18 protein-coding genes are annotated in these 13707 nt (G+C 72.0%); 10 read left to right on the top strand and 8 right to left on the bottom strand.

Features of this window, described 5'->3' with window-relative positions; genetic code table 11:
* The first annotated feature begins 1 nt into the window (after position 1).
* The 4 genes from JI751_RS12385 (at position 2) to JI751_RS12370 (ending at position 4044) form a co-directional block, all read left to right on the top strand.
* Positions 2-1609 carry an amidohydrolase gene (locus JI751_RS12385; protein WP_201936645.1) on the top strand — a complete coding sequence of 536 codons (1608 nt, stop codon included), beginning with the start codon at positions 2-4 and terminating at the stop codon, positions 1607-1609.
* Between the two features lie 72 nt (positions 1610-1681).
* Positions 1682-2296: a ClpP family protease gene (locus tag JI751_RS12380; RefSeq protein ID WP_201936642.1), complete on the top strand. Its 615-nt coding sequence runs from the start codon at positions 1682-1684 to the stop codon at positions 2294-2296.
* Entirely contained in the window at positions 2293-2895 is a 603-nt protein-coding gene (locus JI751_RS12375) for a ClpP family protease (protein ID WP_201936639.1), read from the top strand. The genes JI751_RS12380 and JI751_RS12375 overlap by 4 nt, the downstream gene beginning before the upstream one ends.
* Before the next feature lie 39 nt (positions 2896-2934).
* Positions 2935-4044 (top strand): hypothetical protein, encoded by a 1110-nt coding sequence (locus JI751_RS12370; RefSeq protein WP_201936638.1) that lies wholly within the window; start codon positions 2935-2937, stop codon positions 4042-4044.
* A gap of 10 nt (positions 4045-4054) precedes the next feature.
* Here the strand turns inward: JI751_RS12370 and JI751_RS12365 are convergent, their stop codons facing one another.
* Positions 4055-4342 carry a helix-turn-helix domain-containing protein gene (locus tag JI751_RS12365; protein ID WP_201936636.1) on the bottom strand — a complete coding sequence of 96 codons (288 nt, stop codon included), beginning with the start codon at positions 4340-4342 and terminating at the stop codon, positions 4055-4057.
* A 90-nt stretch (positions 4343-4432) separates the two neighbouring features.
* Here JI751_RS12365 and JI751_RS12360 point away from each other — a divergent pair, with 90 nt between their 5' ends.
* Positions 4433-5029: a hypothetical protein gene (locus tag JI751_RS12360; RefSeq protein WP_201936634.1), complete on the top strand. Its 597-nt coding sequence runs from the start codon at positions 4433-4435 to the stop codon at positions 5027-5029.
* A 7-nt stretch (positions 5030-5036) separates the two neighbouring features.
* Here JI751_RS12360 and JI751_RS12355 read toward each other — a convergent pair whose 3' ends face one another.
* The 3 genes from JI751_RS12355 to JI751_RS12345 are packed head-to-tail and all read right to left on the bottom strand — an operon-like array spanning position 5037 to position 8388.
* Complete coding sequence (locus JI751_RS12355; protein ID WP_307814157.1) at positions 5037-6482, bottom strand: protein adenylyltransferase SelO; 1446 nt, start codon at positions 6480-6482, stop codon at positions 5037-5039.
* A gap of 31 nt (positions 6483-6513) precedes the next feature.
* The gene (locus tag JI751_RS12350) at positions 6514-8079 is read right to left on the bottom strand and encodes a peptide chain release factor 3 (protein WP_201936632.1); all 1566 of its coding nucleotides are present in this window, start codon (positions 8077-8079) and stop codon (positions 6514-6516) included.
* A gap of 9 nt (positions 8080-8088) precedes the next feature.
* Positions 8089-8388 (bottom strand): sigma factor, encoded by a 300-nt coding sequence (locus JI751_RS12345; RefSeq protein ID WP_201936630.1) that lies wholly within the window; start codon positions 8386-8388, stop codon positions 8089-8091.
* 109 nt (positions 8389-8497) lie between these two features.
* On the opposite strand from JI751_RS12345, the gene JI751_RS12340 reads away from it, so the two are divergent.
* Both JI751_RS12340 and JI751_RS12335 read left to right on the top strand, forming a co-directional pair.
* Complete coding sequence (locus JI751_RS12340) at positions 8498-8938, top strand: MarR family winged helix-turn-helix transcriptional regulator (protein ID WP_201936626.1); 441 nt, start codon at positions 8498-8500, stop codon at positions 8936-8938.
* Complete coding sequence (locus tag JI751_RS12335) at positions 8935-9285, top strand: DNA polymerase ligase N-terminal domain-containing protein (protein ID WP_201936625.1); 351 nt, start codon at positions 8935-8937, stop codon at positions 9283-9285. The genes JI751_RS12340 and JI751_RS12335 overlap by 4 nt, the downstream gene beginning before the upstream one ends.
* 1 nt (position 9286) lies before the next feature.
* Here JI751_RS12335 and JI751_RS12330 read toward each other — a convergent pair whose 3' ends face one another.
* Entirely contained in the window at positions 9287-10489 is a 1203-nt protein-coding gene (locus tag JI751_RS12330; protein WP_201936622.1) for a thiolase family protein, read from the bottom strand.
* An 81-nt stretch (positions 10490-10570) separates the two neighbouring features.
* Between JI751_RS12330 and JI751_RS12325 the strand changes: the two genes are divergently transcribed.
* The gene (locus JI751_RS12325) at positions 10571-11782 is read left to right on the top strand and encodes a glycoside hydrolase family 16 protein (protein WP_201936621.1); all 1212 of its coding nucleotides are present in this window, start codon (positions 10571-10573) and stop codon (positions 11780-11782) included.
* Positions 11783-11785: 3 nt separating this feature from the next.
* Here JI751_RS12325 and JI751_RS12320 read toward each other — a convergent pair whose 3' ends face one another.
* Positions 11786-12097 (bottom strand): hypothetical protein, encoded by a 312-nt coding sequence (locus JI751_RS12320; RefSeq protein ID WP_201936619.1) that lies wholly within the window; start codon positions 12095-12097, stop codon positions 11786-11788.
* A gap of 95 nt (positions 12098-12192) precedes the next feature.
* Here JI751_RS12320 and JI751_RS12315 point away from each other — a divergent pair, with 95 nt between their 5' ends.
* Positions 12193-12663, top strand: coding sequence for a hypothetical protein (locus tag JI751_RS12315; protein WP_201936617.1), 471 nt, complete (start codon positions 12193-12195; stop codon positions 12661-12663).
* An 11-nt stretch (positions 12664-12674) separates the two neighbouring features.
* Positions 12675-13208, top strand: coding sequence for a DUF1990 domain-containing protein (locus JI751_RS12310; RefSeq protein ID WP_201936615.1), 534 nt, complete (start codon positions 12675-12677; stop codon positions 13206-13208).
* 106 nt (positions 13209-13314) lie between these two features.
* Here JI751_RS12310 and JI751_RS12305 read toward each other — a convergent pair whose 3' ends face one another.
* Both JI751_RS12305 and JI751_RS12300 read right to left on the bottom strand, forming a co-directional pair.
* Positions 13315-13464: a hypothetical protein gene (locus JI751_RS12305; RefSeq protein WP_201936611.1), complete on the bottom strand. Its 150-nt coding sequence runs from the start codon at positions 13462-13464 to the stop codon at positions 13315-13317.
* The gene (locus JI751_RS12300; RefSeq protein ID WP_201936609.1) at positions 13461-13703 is read right to left on the bottom strand and encodes a DUF1801 domain-containing protein; all 243 of its coding nucleotides are present in this window, start codon (positions 13701-13703) and stop codon (positions 13461-13463) included. The genes JI751_RS12305 and JI751_RS12300 overlap by 4 nt, the downstream gene beginning before the upstream one ends.
* Positions 13704-13707 lie beyond the last annotated feature (4 nt).

The following is a 13707-nucleotide window of genomic DNA, read 5'->3' as shown; positions in this document are numbered from 1 at the left end:
GGTGAGCACGACGGTCTTCCGCAATGCGTCGGTCTTCGACGGCACCACCCACCTCGGGCGGATCGGCGACGTCGTCGTCGCCGACGGCCGGATCGCATCGGTCGGGGAGGGCGCGCCGGTCGGTGCGACGGTCGTCGACGTCGACGGTGGCCTGCTGCTCCCTGGCTTCACCGACGCGCACGTCCACCCGGTGCAGGGTGGTCTCGAACGGCTCGCGTGCGACCTGAGCGGGCTCCCGGTCGACCGCGGTGCCTACCTCGCCCACATCGCGTCGTACGCCGCGGCGCACCCCGACCTTGAGTGGATCCAGGGCGGTGGCTGGGCGATGGCGGCCTTCCCCGGTGGCCTCCCCACCGCGGCCGAGCTCGACGAGGTCGTGCCCGGTCGTGCGGTCGCCCTCGCCAACCGCGACCACCACGGCATGTGGGTCAGCTCGCGCGCGCTCTCGCTGGCCGGGATCACGGCCGCGACCGACGACCCGGCCGACGGCCACGTCGAGCGCGACGAGCACGGAGTGCCGACCGGGATGCTCCACGAGGGTGCGATGGCGCTGCTGTCCGGCGTGCTGCCGGCCGCGGACGACGACGAGATGTACGCCGGTCTGCTGGAGGGCCAGCGCCACCTGCACTCGCTCGGCATCACCAGCTGGCAGGACGCGATCGTCGGCGCCTACGCCGGCATGCGCGATGTCGGCCCGACGTACGCCCGGGCGGCCGCTAGCGGCGATCTCCTCAGCGCGGTCGTCGGGGCGCTGTGGTGGGAGCGCGACCGGGGTGAGGAGCAGATCCCCGACCTCGTCGCCCGACGAGGTGACTGGTCGGTCGGCCGGTTCGCGGCGACGGCGGTCAAGGTGATGCAGGACGGTGTGGCCGAGAACGGCACCGCCGCGCTCGTCGAGCCCTACCTCGACCGCTGCGGGCACGCGATGACCAACACCGGCCTCTCCTTCGTCGATCCGCACGCGTTGCGCGGCTTCGTCCGCGAGCTCGACCGCCTCGGCTTCCAGGTGCACGTCCACGGCCTCGGCGACCGCGGGGTGCGGGAGGCGCTCGACGCCTTCGAGGGCACCGACCCCTCGCGACGGCACCACATCGCCCACCTCCAGCTCGTCCACCCCGACGACGTCGGCCGCTTCGGACCACTCGGGGTCGCGGCCAACATCCAGGCGCTGTGGGCCTGTCTCGACGACCAGATGACCGACCTGACGATCCCGTTCCTCGGCGAGGAGCGGGCCGGCCGGCAGTACCCGTTCGGCGACCTGCACCGCGCGGGCGCGCGGCTGGTCGCCGGCAGCGACTGGCCGGTGAGCACTCCCGACCCGCTCGCCGCGATCCACACGGCCGTCCACCGGACGGCGTACGACGAGCCCGCACCGGCCGGCACCGACCCGTTCCTGCGCGAGCAGGCCCTCGGCATCGACGTGGCGTTTGCGGCGTACACGAGCGGGTCGTCGTGGGTGAACCACCGCGACGACGCCGGCCGGATCGCACCGGGAGCCGTGGCCGACCTGGTGGTCCTCGACCGCGACCCCTTCGGGACGCCCGACGAGATCGGCGCGGTACGCGTGCGCTCGACCTGGATCGACGGGGAGTGCGTCTACGAGGCCTGACTCCGCTCGCAGCGGATCCGCTGCCGGCAGAACGCCCTGTGGCGGGCCCGTCGCCCGAGACACCGTGGGGGCATGAGCATCCAACCCACGTCAGAACGCATCGAGGACGAGCTGGTCCGCCGCCTCATGCACCAACGCATCATCGTGCTCGGCGAGGAGCTGCGGGAGGGCAACGGCAACCGGCTGATGCACCAGCTGCTCCTCCTGTCGGCCGAGGACCCGCGCGCCGACATCAGCCTCTGGATCAACTCGCCGGGCGGCTCGGTCTCGGCGATGCTTGCCATCCACGACGTGATGCGGCTGATCCCCAACGACGTCAGCACGCTCGCGATGGGGATGGCCGCGAGCGCGGGGCAGTTCCTGCTGTCGGCGGGGACGCCCGGCAAGAGGTACGCCCTGCCGCACTCGCGGGTGCTGCTCCACCAGGGGTCGGCCGGCATCGGCGGCACGGCCGTCGACATCGAGATCCAGGCCGAGGACCTGCGGCTGACCCGCGACACCGTCATCGGCCTGGTGTCGGGGCACACCGGCCAGACCCGGGAGACGATCGAGCGCGACTCACGGCGTGACCGGTGGTTCAGCGCGGAGGACGCGCTGGCGTACGGCTTCGTCGACCAGGTCATCACCTCGGTCGACCACGTGACCCCCTCGCAGGGTCGCCCGGTCGGTCTGGCGGGTGTGCGATGAGCAGCTACACCATCCCGTACGTCGTCCAGCAGACCCCGCGCGGCGAGCGGACCCTCGACCTCTACTCCCGGCTGCTGTCGGAGCGGATCGTCTACCTCGGCACCGAGATCGACGACGGCGTCGCCAACGCGGTGATCGCGCAGCTGCTGCACCTGTCGTCGGAGAACCCCGAGCTGCCGATGAGCCTTTACATCAACTCACCGGGTGGCTCGATCTCGGCGATGCTCGCGATCTACGACGCGATGCAGTTCGTGAAGCCGCCGGTCGAGACGGTGTGCGTCGGGCAGGCGGCCTGGACGGCGGCGGTGCTCCTGGCCGGGGGAGCGGCGGGCAGCCGCGCGATCCTTCCGCACGGCCGGGTCGTGCTGCACCAGCCCGCGACCCAAGGCCGCGGCACGATCCCGGACCTGATCCTGGAGGCCGACGAGGTCGCCCGCGTGCGGCTCGAGCTCGAGGAGGTGCTGGCCCGGCACACCGGTCGTACGCCCGAGCAGATCCGGCAGGACACCGACCGTACGCTCGTGCTGCCGGGGTCGGCGGCGGTCGACTACGGCATCGTCGACGCCGTCCTGACCGACCAGGTGCCGGTGATCGCGTAGCGCACACGTGGCGAGCAGGCGACTGTCTACGCTGACGACGTGATCGTCTCGGAGAGTCGGGTGGTGCTGGGATCGGACGAGGGCGTGATCCTCGTCGAGGGTGGCGTCGGGGAGCCCTGGTCCGGCAGCACGCTCCTTGCCGTGCAGGAGGAGGGTGCCGTCGAGGAGGAGGGCAGTGACGTCTGGATCCTCACGGGGGACCAGTGGGGGCCGTTCGAGGTGGTGGCGCGCGTCCTGGACAGCGCTCCGGGTGAGCCTGAGGAGGCGTGGCAGGACGTCGCGGAGGTGAGTCTCGAGTCGGCGTCCGGGTTCTACGTCACCGAGCTGGTCAGCCAGGACGTCGGCACGGTCATCGACCTCGCACCCGGGATCTACCGGGTCCGGGTGAGTGCGCGCGGACGGTCCGCCGAGGCGGACCTCGACGAAGACGGCGAGGTCGTCGAGCGGGGCGGGGAAGAGCCTCCCGAGCACTACCTGCTCGAGATCTGGGCGGCACCGCCCACCGCGCCTGTCGACCTGCGGGAGACGAGCTCTCTCGCGCAGGAGAGGCGAGCAGGTCCGCCCGCTGTGCCTGTCCTCCCGGAGGCGGCCGACGGTCTCGCCGCGTCGAGGCGCATCGGCCGCGACGTGGACGGCGCGCCGGGGGCGCGCACGCTGTCCGGGGAGGTCGGCGAGCTGACGGTGAGCGGCCGGGCACGCGGGTCGCGACGGAAGAGGTTCAGGTGGCTGAACGGTCCGATCAGCCTGGCCCCTCACACGTCGAGCTGGATGTTCATGAGCGGGAACGATTGGCAGCAGGTCGGAGCCGCCACGTATGGAGCGGCCCACGAGGACCACCCTGACCAGCTCGCCGGGAGCCGGGGCCTGCTTCGTGACGTGCTGATCGAGGAGGTGCGACCTGCTCGGCGGGTCCGCACGTGGGCGTGGTTGGTCCCACCGCCGGGGACGGCAGGCGCACCTCCGGAACAGTGCACCCCGCTGTTCGAGTCCGACTCCACCATCGTCACCACGTACGACGAGAGCAAGGACGCAGGCGGCGACCCCTGGACGACGATTGTCGTCCGGCACGCGGGGCTACCTGTGGAATGGCTCGACGACATGCACGCGTGGTGGACCTACCAGTTGGCACTCGTGGCGTCGTACGACTGACCGGCAGCCGTCAGGCAGCGAGCGCCAGCGCTTCGGGGCGCGCAGTACGGGTGGCGAGCTCGCGAACGCTGAGGTCGAGCGCCCCGGCGATCGCCTGCAGCATCTCCGAGGAGGGGTCCTTGAGGCCGCGCTCGACCTCGGAGAGGTACTGCATCGAGACGCCGGCCCGCTCGGCCACGTCCTTCAGCCGCTCGCCGCGCGCCGACCGCTCGCGGTGGAGCTCCTCGCCGACCAGCTCGCGCCACAGCCGCTCCGGCTCGTCGTCCGACCGTGCCGGGAACCGCAGGACCTCACCCATGGACCGAATCTAGCCACGGGTGGGCGGCCGTGGCCCGTCGTTCTGCTGACAGCAGAACCGCCGGAACCGCCGTCCCGCGCGGAGCGTCGCATGGACATGCGCCTCCTCGCCTCGGTCCTGCTGACGGTCCTCGCGTCATTCGGCATCGTGGTCACCGGGGGAGCCGGGCCGGCCCTCGCGTGCTCGTGTGCCTTCCAGCGCGTCCCGGAGTACGTCGCGTACGCCGACGCGGTCTTCGTCGGCACGTTGGCCGGGATCGAGGGACCCGCGAAGCGGCAGATCATGAGCAGCACCGACCCGGTCACCTACACGGTGACCGTCGACGAGGTGTACGAGGGCACTGTCGGCTCGACGACCGTCTTCGAGTCGGCGATGTCCGGTGCCTCGTGCGGCCTGGACGGCATGGTCGTCGACCGCCGCTACGTCTTCTTCACCACCGCGGAGGGTGGCGTCCCGACAGCGAGCTCGTGCGGTGGCACCGCGCCGGTCACCCCTCGACGGCTGGCCGCGGTCCAGCGGTTGCTGGGTGACCCGACGGCACCGTCGGTCGCGGTGGTCGAGGCCGTGCGGGCCGACGACGACGTTGCGTCGTCGTCCGGCGTCCCGGGGTGGACCGTCGCGGCGGGTCTGGTCGGCGTCGTGGCCCTCCTCGCCGCCGGCCTGCGCGTCCGTCGCCGCTCGGCCTGAGCTGCGCCTAGGTTCCGCAGAATGTCGTGTACTGACCGAAGGAGTCCGGCGCAGGTTCGAGGTAGCGCTCGAGACCGGGGCGTACGTCGTACGGTGCGGCGAGCACGGACAGCAGCCGCTCGACCGGGGCGAGGTCGCCGCCCGTCGCGGCGGTCAGCGCCTCCTCGACGAGGTGGTTGCGCGGGACGTAGGCGGGGTTGACCCGGTCCATCGCGTCGGCGTCGGGGGAGAGGGCGAGCCAGCGGGACGCCCAGGCGTCGAAGGCGGCGAGGTCGAGGACGAGGCTGCGGGCCGGCTCGACGTCGCCGCGGGCGGCGGTCCCCAACGCGCGGAAGAACGACGTGTGGTCGACGTGGTTGTCCTGCATCAGCGAGACCAGGTCGGCCACGAGGGAGGGGTCGGCGTCCGCGAGGCCGAGCTTGGCGCGCATCCCGTCCGACCAGGCGGCGGAGTAGCGGTCGCGGAACGTCTGCAGCATCGACGTCGCGACGGAGACCGCCTCGTCCTCCGTGTCCGCCAGGAGCGGCAGGATCGCCTCGGCGAAGCGGGCGAGGTTCCACTCCGCGACGATCGGCTGGTTGCCGTAGGCGTAGCGGCCCTGCTCGTCGATCGAGCTGAAGACGGTCGCGGGGTCGAACGCGTCGAGGAAGGCGCACGGGCCGTAGTCGATGGTCTCCCCGGAGATCGTCATGTTGTCGGTGTTCATCACGCCGTGGACGAAGCCGACGAGCATCCACTGTGCGACCAGCGACGCCTGCACCTGCATGACCGACTCGAAGAAGGCGACGTAGGGCTGGTCGGCGAGGGCCGCCGAGGGGTGGTGCCGCTCGATCGCGTGGTCCGCGAGCCGCTTCAGCAGGTCGTCGTCACCGGTGGAGCGGGCGTACTGGAACGTGCCCACCCGCAGGTGGCTGCTCGCCACGCGCGCCAGCACCGCGCCGGGCAGCACCGCCTCGCGGCGCACCGGGCGTCCGGTCGCGACGACCGCGAGCGATCGGGTGGTGGGGATGCCGAGGGCGTGCATCGCCTCGCTGACGACGTACTCCCGCAGCATCGGGCCGACCGCGGCGAAGCCGTCGCCACCACGGGAGAACGGCGTACGCCCCGAGCCCTTGAGATGGAGGTCGTGCGCCCCCAGCTCGCCGAGGAGCAGCGCACGCCCGTCACCGAGGCGCGGGGAGTAGCCGCCGAACTGGTGGCCGGCGTAGGCCTGCGCGACCGGCACCGCGCCCTCGGGTACGACCGTGCCGGTGAGCAGTCCGATGCCGTCGGCGCTCCGCAGCCAGGACGGGTCGAGGTCGAGGTCGGCTGCCAGCGCCTCGTTGAGCACGAGCAGCTCGGGCTCCGGGGTCTCGGCGGCCTGCCACGGCAGGGCGAGGTCGGCGAGCTCGGTGGCATAGCGGGTGCCCAAGGTGATCGTGGGGGAGACGGACGTCGACACGGGCAGGTTCACTCCCTCGACGATACGCGGCGACGCACGCTGCTCAGGCGCCGCCGGCGGGGAGCGCCTCGAGCATGATCTCCGGGTTGTCGCGGGCGGTGACCATCGCGCGCCACTGGTCGACGAAGAGCGCCATGTGCGTTCCGTCGCTGCGCTGGAGGACCTCCACGCCTCGCATGCCCCGGAGCGCGGCCGCGCCGTCCGCGTCCGTGCGCCGCGCGACCTGGTAGTCGAGGCGGGAGAACCGGATCGGTGAGTTGAACTCGTTGGTCATCCGGTCCTCGACGACCTCGAACTGCATCGGGCCGACGGCCGCCAGGACCGGGTTCTGGTCGCCGCGCAGGTCGGAGCGCAGCACCTGCACCACGCCCTCCTGGTCGAGCTGCTCGATCCCGCGGCGGAACTGCTTGTAGCGACCGATGTCGCCCGCGCTGGCGGTCACGAAGTGCTCGGGCGCGAAGCTCGGGACCGGCGGGTACTCGATCGCGTCGCCGACGTAGACCGTGTCGCCGACCCGCAGCGCCTGGGCGTTGACGAAGCCGACGATGTCGCCCGGCTCGGCCGTCTCGACCGACGAGGTGTCGCGGCCGAAGACCGACTGGGCGAACTTGGTGGCGAACGGCTTGCCGGTGCCGGCGTGCGTGACGACCATGCCGCGCTCGAACGTGCCGGACACCACGCGGGCGTAGGCGAGCCGGTCGCGGTGCTGGTTGTTCATGCCCGACTGCACCTTGAAGATGAAGGCGCTGAAGTCGTCGGCCACGTCGCGCACCGACCCGTCGACGCCCTCGGTCGGGCTCGGGTCCGGGGCGATGTCGAGCAGCAGGTCGAGCAGCTGCGCGACGCCGAAGTTCTGCAGCGCCGAGGCGAACATGACGGGTGTGGTCTCGCCGGCGAGGAAGCGCTGCTGGTCGTGGTCGGCCTCGTCGAGGGTGAGCAGCTCGTGCTCCTCGACCGCGTCCTGCCACAGGCGTACGTCGTCCGCCTCGACCTCGTCGGACGCCATCCGGCGCTCGGGGGCGCGGGTCGCGCCGCCGGCCGTGCGGGTGTACTTCACGAACTCGCCGGTCCGGCGGTCGAGCACGCCGCGGAAGTCGCCGGCCTCGCCGACCGGCCAGGTCAGGGGAGTGGGCCGGAGGCCGATCTTCGCCTGGATCAGGTCCATCAGCTCCAGCGCCGACAGGCCGGGCCGGTCCCACTTGTTGATGACCGTCATGACCGGGATGCCGCGCAGCGCGCAGACCTTGAAGAGCTTGAGCGTCTGCGGCTCGAGTCCCTTTCCGGCGTCGACCAGCATCACGGCCGAGTCGACGGCCGAGAGCACCCGGTAGGTGTCCTCCGAGAAGTCGCTGTGGCCTGGCGTGTCGACGAGGTTGATCACGTGGTCGCGGTAGACGAACTGCAGCGCGGCCGAGGTGATCGAGATGCCGCGCGCCTTCTCCATCGCCATCCAGTCCGACACCGTCGCGCGCCGGTCGCCCTTGCCGTGGACGGCACCGGCCTCGGTGATCACCCGCGCGTGCAGCGCGAGCGCCTCGGTGAGGGTCGACTTGCCGGCGTCGGGGTGGCTGATGACGGCGAAGGTACGGCGGGGGCGGGCGTCGGGCACCGCGCGAATCTACCGGCCGGGCGCCGGCCGGCTCTCATCGCCGCGAGACCGCAGGGCCACGCTGCAGGCGAGGACCATCACCCAGTCCTCGGCGCCCGACCTCGTCGGGTCGTAGGACGGCGCCCGGCGCCACGCCTCGAGGAAGGCCTCCTCCGTGACGGCCTCCGCGGCGGCGGGGGCGCGGTGCAGACGGGTGGAGAGGCCGTGCACCCGCGGAGCCAGCTCGTCGTACACGCGGGCGAACGCGTCGGCATCACCGAGCCCGGACAGGAGCAGCAGCTCCTCGAGTCCTCGGCGCTCGCTGCGCACGCTCGATCGTGTGGCCACAGGCGCCCTCCCAGACTCCCGCCGCGGCTTCATGCCTTGCGCACAAAACAATTGTGCACAACATAGCGGTTCGTAAGGCAGAATGTGCGACATGGAGTCGATCCAGGCGCCGCCGCTGGCCGAGCAGCTCTGCTTCGACCTCTACGCCGCCTCCCGCGCGGTGACCGCGGCCTACCGCCCCGCCCTGACCGAGCTGGGGATCACCTACCCCCAGTACCTCGTGCTGATCGTGCTCTGGGAGCACGAGAGCCTGACGGTCCGTGAGCTGGGCGACGAGCTGAGACTCGACCACGGGACCCTGACGCCGCTGCTCAAGCGGATGGAGTCCTCCGGGCTGGTCGAGCGTCGTCGCGACAACGTCGACGAGCGCTTCGTCGTGGTCTCGCTGGCCGGCAGGGGAGAGTCGCTGCGCCAGCACGCGGAGCGGATCCAGTGCGACATGAAGGACCAGCTCGGCCTCGACCCCCAGGATTTCGAGGACCTCCAGACGACGCTGCGGCTGCTGACGTCCAGGGTGTCGCCCCAGTCGTGACACGGCCGCGGTTCGTGCTGCACGACCACCGGAAGCCGAGCCCGCACTTCGACCTCCGGCTCGAGGAGGACGGCGTGCTGCGCAGCTGGGCGGTGCCGAAGGGGCTGCCGGACGACTCCGCGCACGACCGGCTGGCGATCGCCGTCGACGACCACGAGCTCGACCACGTCGGATTCGAGGACGAGCACAAGTCCATCGCCGATGACGGGACGTGGGAGGAGCACGATCGCGACGACCGACGGCTGGTGTTCTCGCTGCACGGGCGCGACGGCGTACGCCGCTATGCGCTGATCCACACGGGCGGGACGCAGTGGCTGCTGCACCTGACGAAGGAGCAGCGGGTCTAGGTCAGGCCTGCTCGTTCTCCAGCACCACGGCGAGGCCCTGTCCGACGCCGATGCAGATCGCGGCGACGCCCCAGCGGTGCCCGTCGGCGCGCAGGGCGGCGGCGAGGGTGCCGATCACGCGACCGCCAGAGGCGCCGAGGGGGTGGCCGAGGGCGATGGCGCCGCCGCGGGTGTTGACCACCTCCGCGTCGCGGAGCCCCTGGGCCAGCCAGGCATCGACGCACACGAGGGACTGGACGGCGAAGGCCTCGTTGAGCTCGACGAGGCCGACGTCGGCCCAGCCGATGCCGGCACGGGCCAGCGCCCGGTTGGCTGCCTCGACGGGGGCGTAGCCGAAGCGGTGGGGCTCGACGGCGTGGGTGCCGCGGCCGGCGATGCGGGCGATCGGGTCGTGGCCGATGCGGTCGGCTGCCGCACGCGAGCCGAGGAGGACCGCGGACGCGCCGTCGCTGAGCGGCGAGGCGTTGCCGGCGGTGATGGTGCCGTCGGGGCGGAACGACGGCTTGAGGACGCCCAACGACTCGGGCGAGGCGTCGGGGCGGATGCCCTCGTCGCGGGTGAGGTCGACGCCGTCGACGGGGACGACGAGGTCGTCGTAGAAGCCGGACTCCCAGGCGGCGTGGGCGAGCTGGTGGGAGCGGGCGGCGAAGGCGTCCTGGCGGTCGCGGGGGACGTCGTGGAGCTCTTGGAGCTGCTCGTTGGACTCGCCGAGCGAGACCGTCCACTCGGCGGGCATGCGGGGGTTGACCAGCCGCCAGCCGAGGGTCGTGGAGACCAGCTCGGTGTTGCCGGCGGGGTAGGCGCGCTCGGGCTTGGGGAGCACCCACGGGGCGCGGGTCATCGACTCGACGCCACCGGTGAGCACGATGTCGGCGTCGCCGGTCTCGATGGCGCGCGAGCCGATCATCGCGGCGTCGAGGGACGACCCGCAGAGCCGGTTGACGCTGGTGCCGGGCACGGACACCGGCAGCCCGGCCAGCAGGGAGGCCATCCGGGCGACGTTGCGGTTGTCCTCGCCGGCGCCGTTGGCGTTGCCGAGCACGACCTCGTCGACGTCGGCCGGGTCGAGGTCGGTGCGGGCCAGCGCAGCCTCCAGCACGCCGGCGGCCAGGTCGTCGGGGCGTGTCGTGGCGAGGGCACCACCGAAGCGCCCGAACGGCGTGCGCACCGCGGTGTAGACGAAGGCCTGCGGGGGAGTGCTCATGACGAGGAGTGTGCTGCATCGCCTTCCGCGGCGCCGGGTGTGCCCCGACAACAAAACGCGCCGGCCCCGCGTCCCAGCAGCATGCCTGCCCGCCGCGCCGCCGCAACCCTCGCCGTCCTGCTGCCGCTCGGCCTGCTCGGGTGGGCAGCGCCGACCTCGGCGTCGTCCTCCGACGAGGTCCCCGCCGTCGCCGCGCCCAGCAACGTGTCGGTGCACGTCACCTCGCGCCAGCGGGTCCGGCTCGAGGCGTTGCCGCAGATCGTCCAGTACGGCGCCGGCGTGGCGAGCCCGGACGCCGCGAAGGCTGCCGTCATCGCCACGATGAGACCGGCGCGGGTGGGACGGCCCGTGCAGCTCCAGGTGCAGGACGGCTCGTCGTGGGTCGCCGTGACCACGGCCCGGCAGGACGCCCGCGGACGCGTCCAGGTCGCGGCCGCCGCGTCGTCGGCGAGCGGGGCACCGCTGACCTACCGGGTGAAGGCCCGCAGGTGGGGCGGCCTGGCGGCGGTAGCGAGCCTTCCCGTCAGCACCGAGCGCTGGCGGGACGCGACGTGGACCGACGAGTTCTCCGGCACCCAGCTGCGCGACGTCTGGGACCACCGCGGCCGCGACTACGTGCACTCCAACCGCCGCTCGTGCTCCAAGGGCGACCCGCGGGCTGCCCGGGTAGCAGACGGCGCGCTGCGGCTCAGCGTGCTCCGCGACCCGGACGCCACGACGACCTGCCGGATCCGCGGTCGCGACGCCACCGCCGGCAGGTTCGCCTACCGGCTCAACGGGCACGTCGGCACCCAGGGATCGTTCGGCTTCCGCTACGGCTTCGCGGCGGCGCGGGTGAAGTTCCACCGGCTGCGCGGCCAGCACGGCGCCTTCTGGCTCCAGCCGACGGCCGGCATGTACCCGGGCGCCGCTGGCAGCGAGATCGACGTCGTCGAGTACTTCGGTGACCGGCACCCGCAGGGCGGGCTCGCGTCCTTCACCCACCGCTACGACGGCCGGCGCCGCGTCTCGACCGGCGGCTGGGTCCCCGACTCGTCGTCGTACCTCCGGAGTCGGCGCGACGGCTGGTCGCGGAACTACCACGTCTTCTCGGTCGAGTGGACCCCCAAGACGCTGGTCTTCCGGATCGACGGCAAGGAGACCGCCCGGATGCGGGGAAACGTCTCGGCGGAGCGGCAGTTCCTGATCCTCAGCCTGATCGCCGCCGACTACGAGATCCCGAAGGTCGCGGCACGTCGGCTGCCCCAGCACATGTACGTCGACTGGGTGCGGGTGTGGGAGACCGGCGCCTGACGGTCAGCTCCAGCTCGGGTCGACCACCGGGTGCACGACGATGCCACCGAAGCGCGCCTCGCGCATGACGAACTCGGCGCCGTCGACGGTCACGGTGCCCTCGCCCGTGACCTGCTCGCACGTGTCGTCCTGGCGTCCGTCGTGGCAGGCCACGAATCCGCCGCTCAGCGAGGTGTTGAAGCCGACCACCTGGCAGTCATGGGCAACGCAGCGGGCACGGTCGGCGCACGCGAAGCACAGGTGGTTCCGGTACCGCTCGGACTGGTGCTGGTGGACGGTGCCGCAGACGGGGCAGGCGTAGGACGTCGTCTCCACGAGCACATCATGCCGCGACACGTCAGGTCGCCACTTGTGGGTACAGGGCAAGGTGGATCCAGCAGTCAGACCACGACCAGACCCCAGGAGAGACCGTGTCCCTCACCCAGATCCCGCTCCGCGTGACCACCGGCGCCTTCATCCTCAACGCAGGCATCGGCAAGCTCGGTGCCGACGAGGGGACCGCGCAGTTCCTCCACGGTGCGGCCGCGTCGACCTACCCCTCCCTCTTCAAGGACATGGAGCCGACGAAGTTCGCGCGGATGCTCGCGCTGAGCGAGATCGGCCTGGGCGCCGCCCTGCTGGCGCCCATGGTCCCCGCGACCGTGGCCGGTGCCGCGCTGACCGGCTTCGGCGGCAGCCTCATCGGGATGTACCTCAAGACGCCGTCCATGACGCTCGACGACGGCGTCCGCCCGAGCCAGGAGGGCACGGCCGTGGCCAAGGACGTCTGGCTGGTCGGTGCCGGGCTGACGCTGCTGAGCCAGGGGATCGCCGCGGCCGCGAAGTCCGGCGCCAAGTCCTCGCGACGGGCGTTGCGCAAGGCGTCACCGCTCAGCAGCTGACGTCCTTCGCCATGCGCGGAGCGGGACTGACCGATCACGAGGCTGCGGCGCTGCGCGGTGCGGAGCTCACCTATCCGTCGCCGGGCGCGACCACGGCGGGCACTCCGCCTCCCGCCTATCGCCTGATCGACCACGAGCGGTTGCTGGGTCATGGACGTGAGCGCTTCGACCGTGCCGCCCGGACGGTCATGAGCTGGGAGATGCATCGACGCGCGGGACTGACGGTGCGCGCCTCCAGTCGCGACGTCGTCGAGGGCTCGGTCGCCGTGATCCGCATCGGCACCAGGCACCTGGGTCTCGACGCCCCGGTGAGGGTCGTCTACGTCGTCGACGAACCAGGGCGGCAAGGGTTCGCCTACGGCACGCTGGCCGGGCACCCCGAGCGAGGCGAGGAAGCATTCGTGGTCGAGCTGCGGGACGACGAGTCGGTCGTGTTCACCATCTCGGCGTTCTCGCAGCCGGCGACCCGGCTCGCGCGACTGGGCGGACCTGTCAGTCGTGGCGTCCAGGCCTTCATCACCGAGCGGTACCTGCGCGCAGTGTGAGGTGGGGCCCCAGGTCCCGGGATAGTGCGGTGGCTGTGACGTACATGCCGCACCACAGCTACCGCACAACATCCGTGCCGCCACGCGAGCAGGAGGCCGAGATCGCTCACGCCCTGCCCAGCTTTCGCCAGCCGCCCCGCCGGTTGTGGTCGACGATCTCCGACAGGATCCCGATGATCGCGTCGCGGTCGATCGCGTCGTCGGCGTAGACCTGGATCGAGCGGCCCGTCGCGTTGCCGTGGCCCTGGTTGTTCACGCCGTGGGGGTCGGTGACGGTGGGGTCGTAGAGGAACAGGTTGACGTGGTCCTTCGTCGCCAGCGCGCGCAGACGGTGCCGTCGAGGACGAAGTAGGGCTGCACCGTCCGCTTGATCGTCTCCTCGATCCCGGGGGCGGTCGCCCAGACGACCTCCCGCAGCTCGGTGCAGATCGCCTGCTGCCAGTCGGGCAGCCCCGCGATGTAGGCGTCGACCTGCGGATGTGCGCGACCCGTCATGAGG

It is taken from the genome of Nocardioides baculatus (genome assembly GCF_016735675.1).
In the GTDB taxonomy this organism is placed as follows: Bacteria; Actinomycetota; Actinomycetes; order Propionibacteriales; family Nocardioidaceae; genus Nocardioides; species Nocardioides baculatus.
This window is presented reverse-complemented; position numbering and strand designations above follow the sequence as displayed.

Excerpts from the sequence above, each read along its gene's own strand:
- JI751_RS12380 (WP_201936642.1), top strand. The coding sequence starts at position 1,682 with ATGAGCATCCAACCCACGTCAGAACGCATCGAGGACGAGCTGGTCCGC.
- JI751_RS12375 (WP_201936639.1), top strand. The coding sequence starts at position 2,293 with ATGAGCAGCTACACCATCCCGTACGTCGTCCAGCAGACCCCGCGCGGC.
- JI751_RS12365 (WP_201936636.1), bottom strand. The coding sequence starts at position 4,342 with ATGGGTGAGGTCCTGCGGTTCCCGGCACGGTCGGACGACGAGCCGGAG.
- JI751_RS12360 (WP_201936634.1), top strand. The coding sequence starts at position 4,433 with ATGGACATGCGCCTCCTCGCCTCGGTCCTGCTGACGGTCCTCGCGTCA.
- JI751_RS12340 (WP_201936626.1), top strand. The coding sequence starts at position 8,498 with ATGGAGTCGATCCAGGCGCCGCCGCTGGCCGAGCAGCTCTGCTTCGAC.
- JI751_RS12330 (WP_201936622.1), bottom strand. The coding sequence starts at position 10,489 with ATGAGCACTCCCCCGCAGGCCTTCGTCTACACCGCGGTGCGCACGCCG.
- JI751_RS12325 (WP_201936621.1), top strand. The coding sequence starts at position 10,571 with ATGCCTGCCCGCCGCGCCGCCGCAACCCTCGCCGTCCTGCTGCCGCTC.
- JI751_RS12310 (WP_201936615.1), top strand. The coding sequence starts at position 12,675 with ATGCGCGGAGCGGGACTGACCGATCACGAGGCTGCGGCGCTGCGCGGT.
- JI751_RS12300 (WP_201936609.1), bottom strand. The coding sequence starts at position 13,703 with ATGACGGGTCGCGCACATCCGCAGGTCGACGCCTACATCGCGGGGCTG.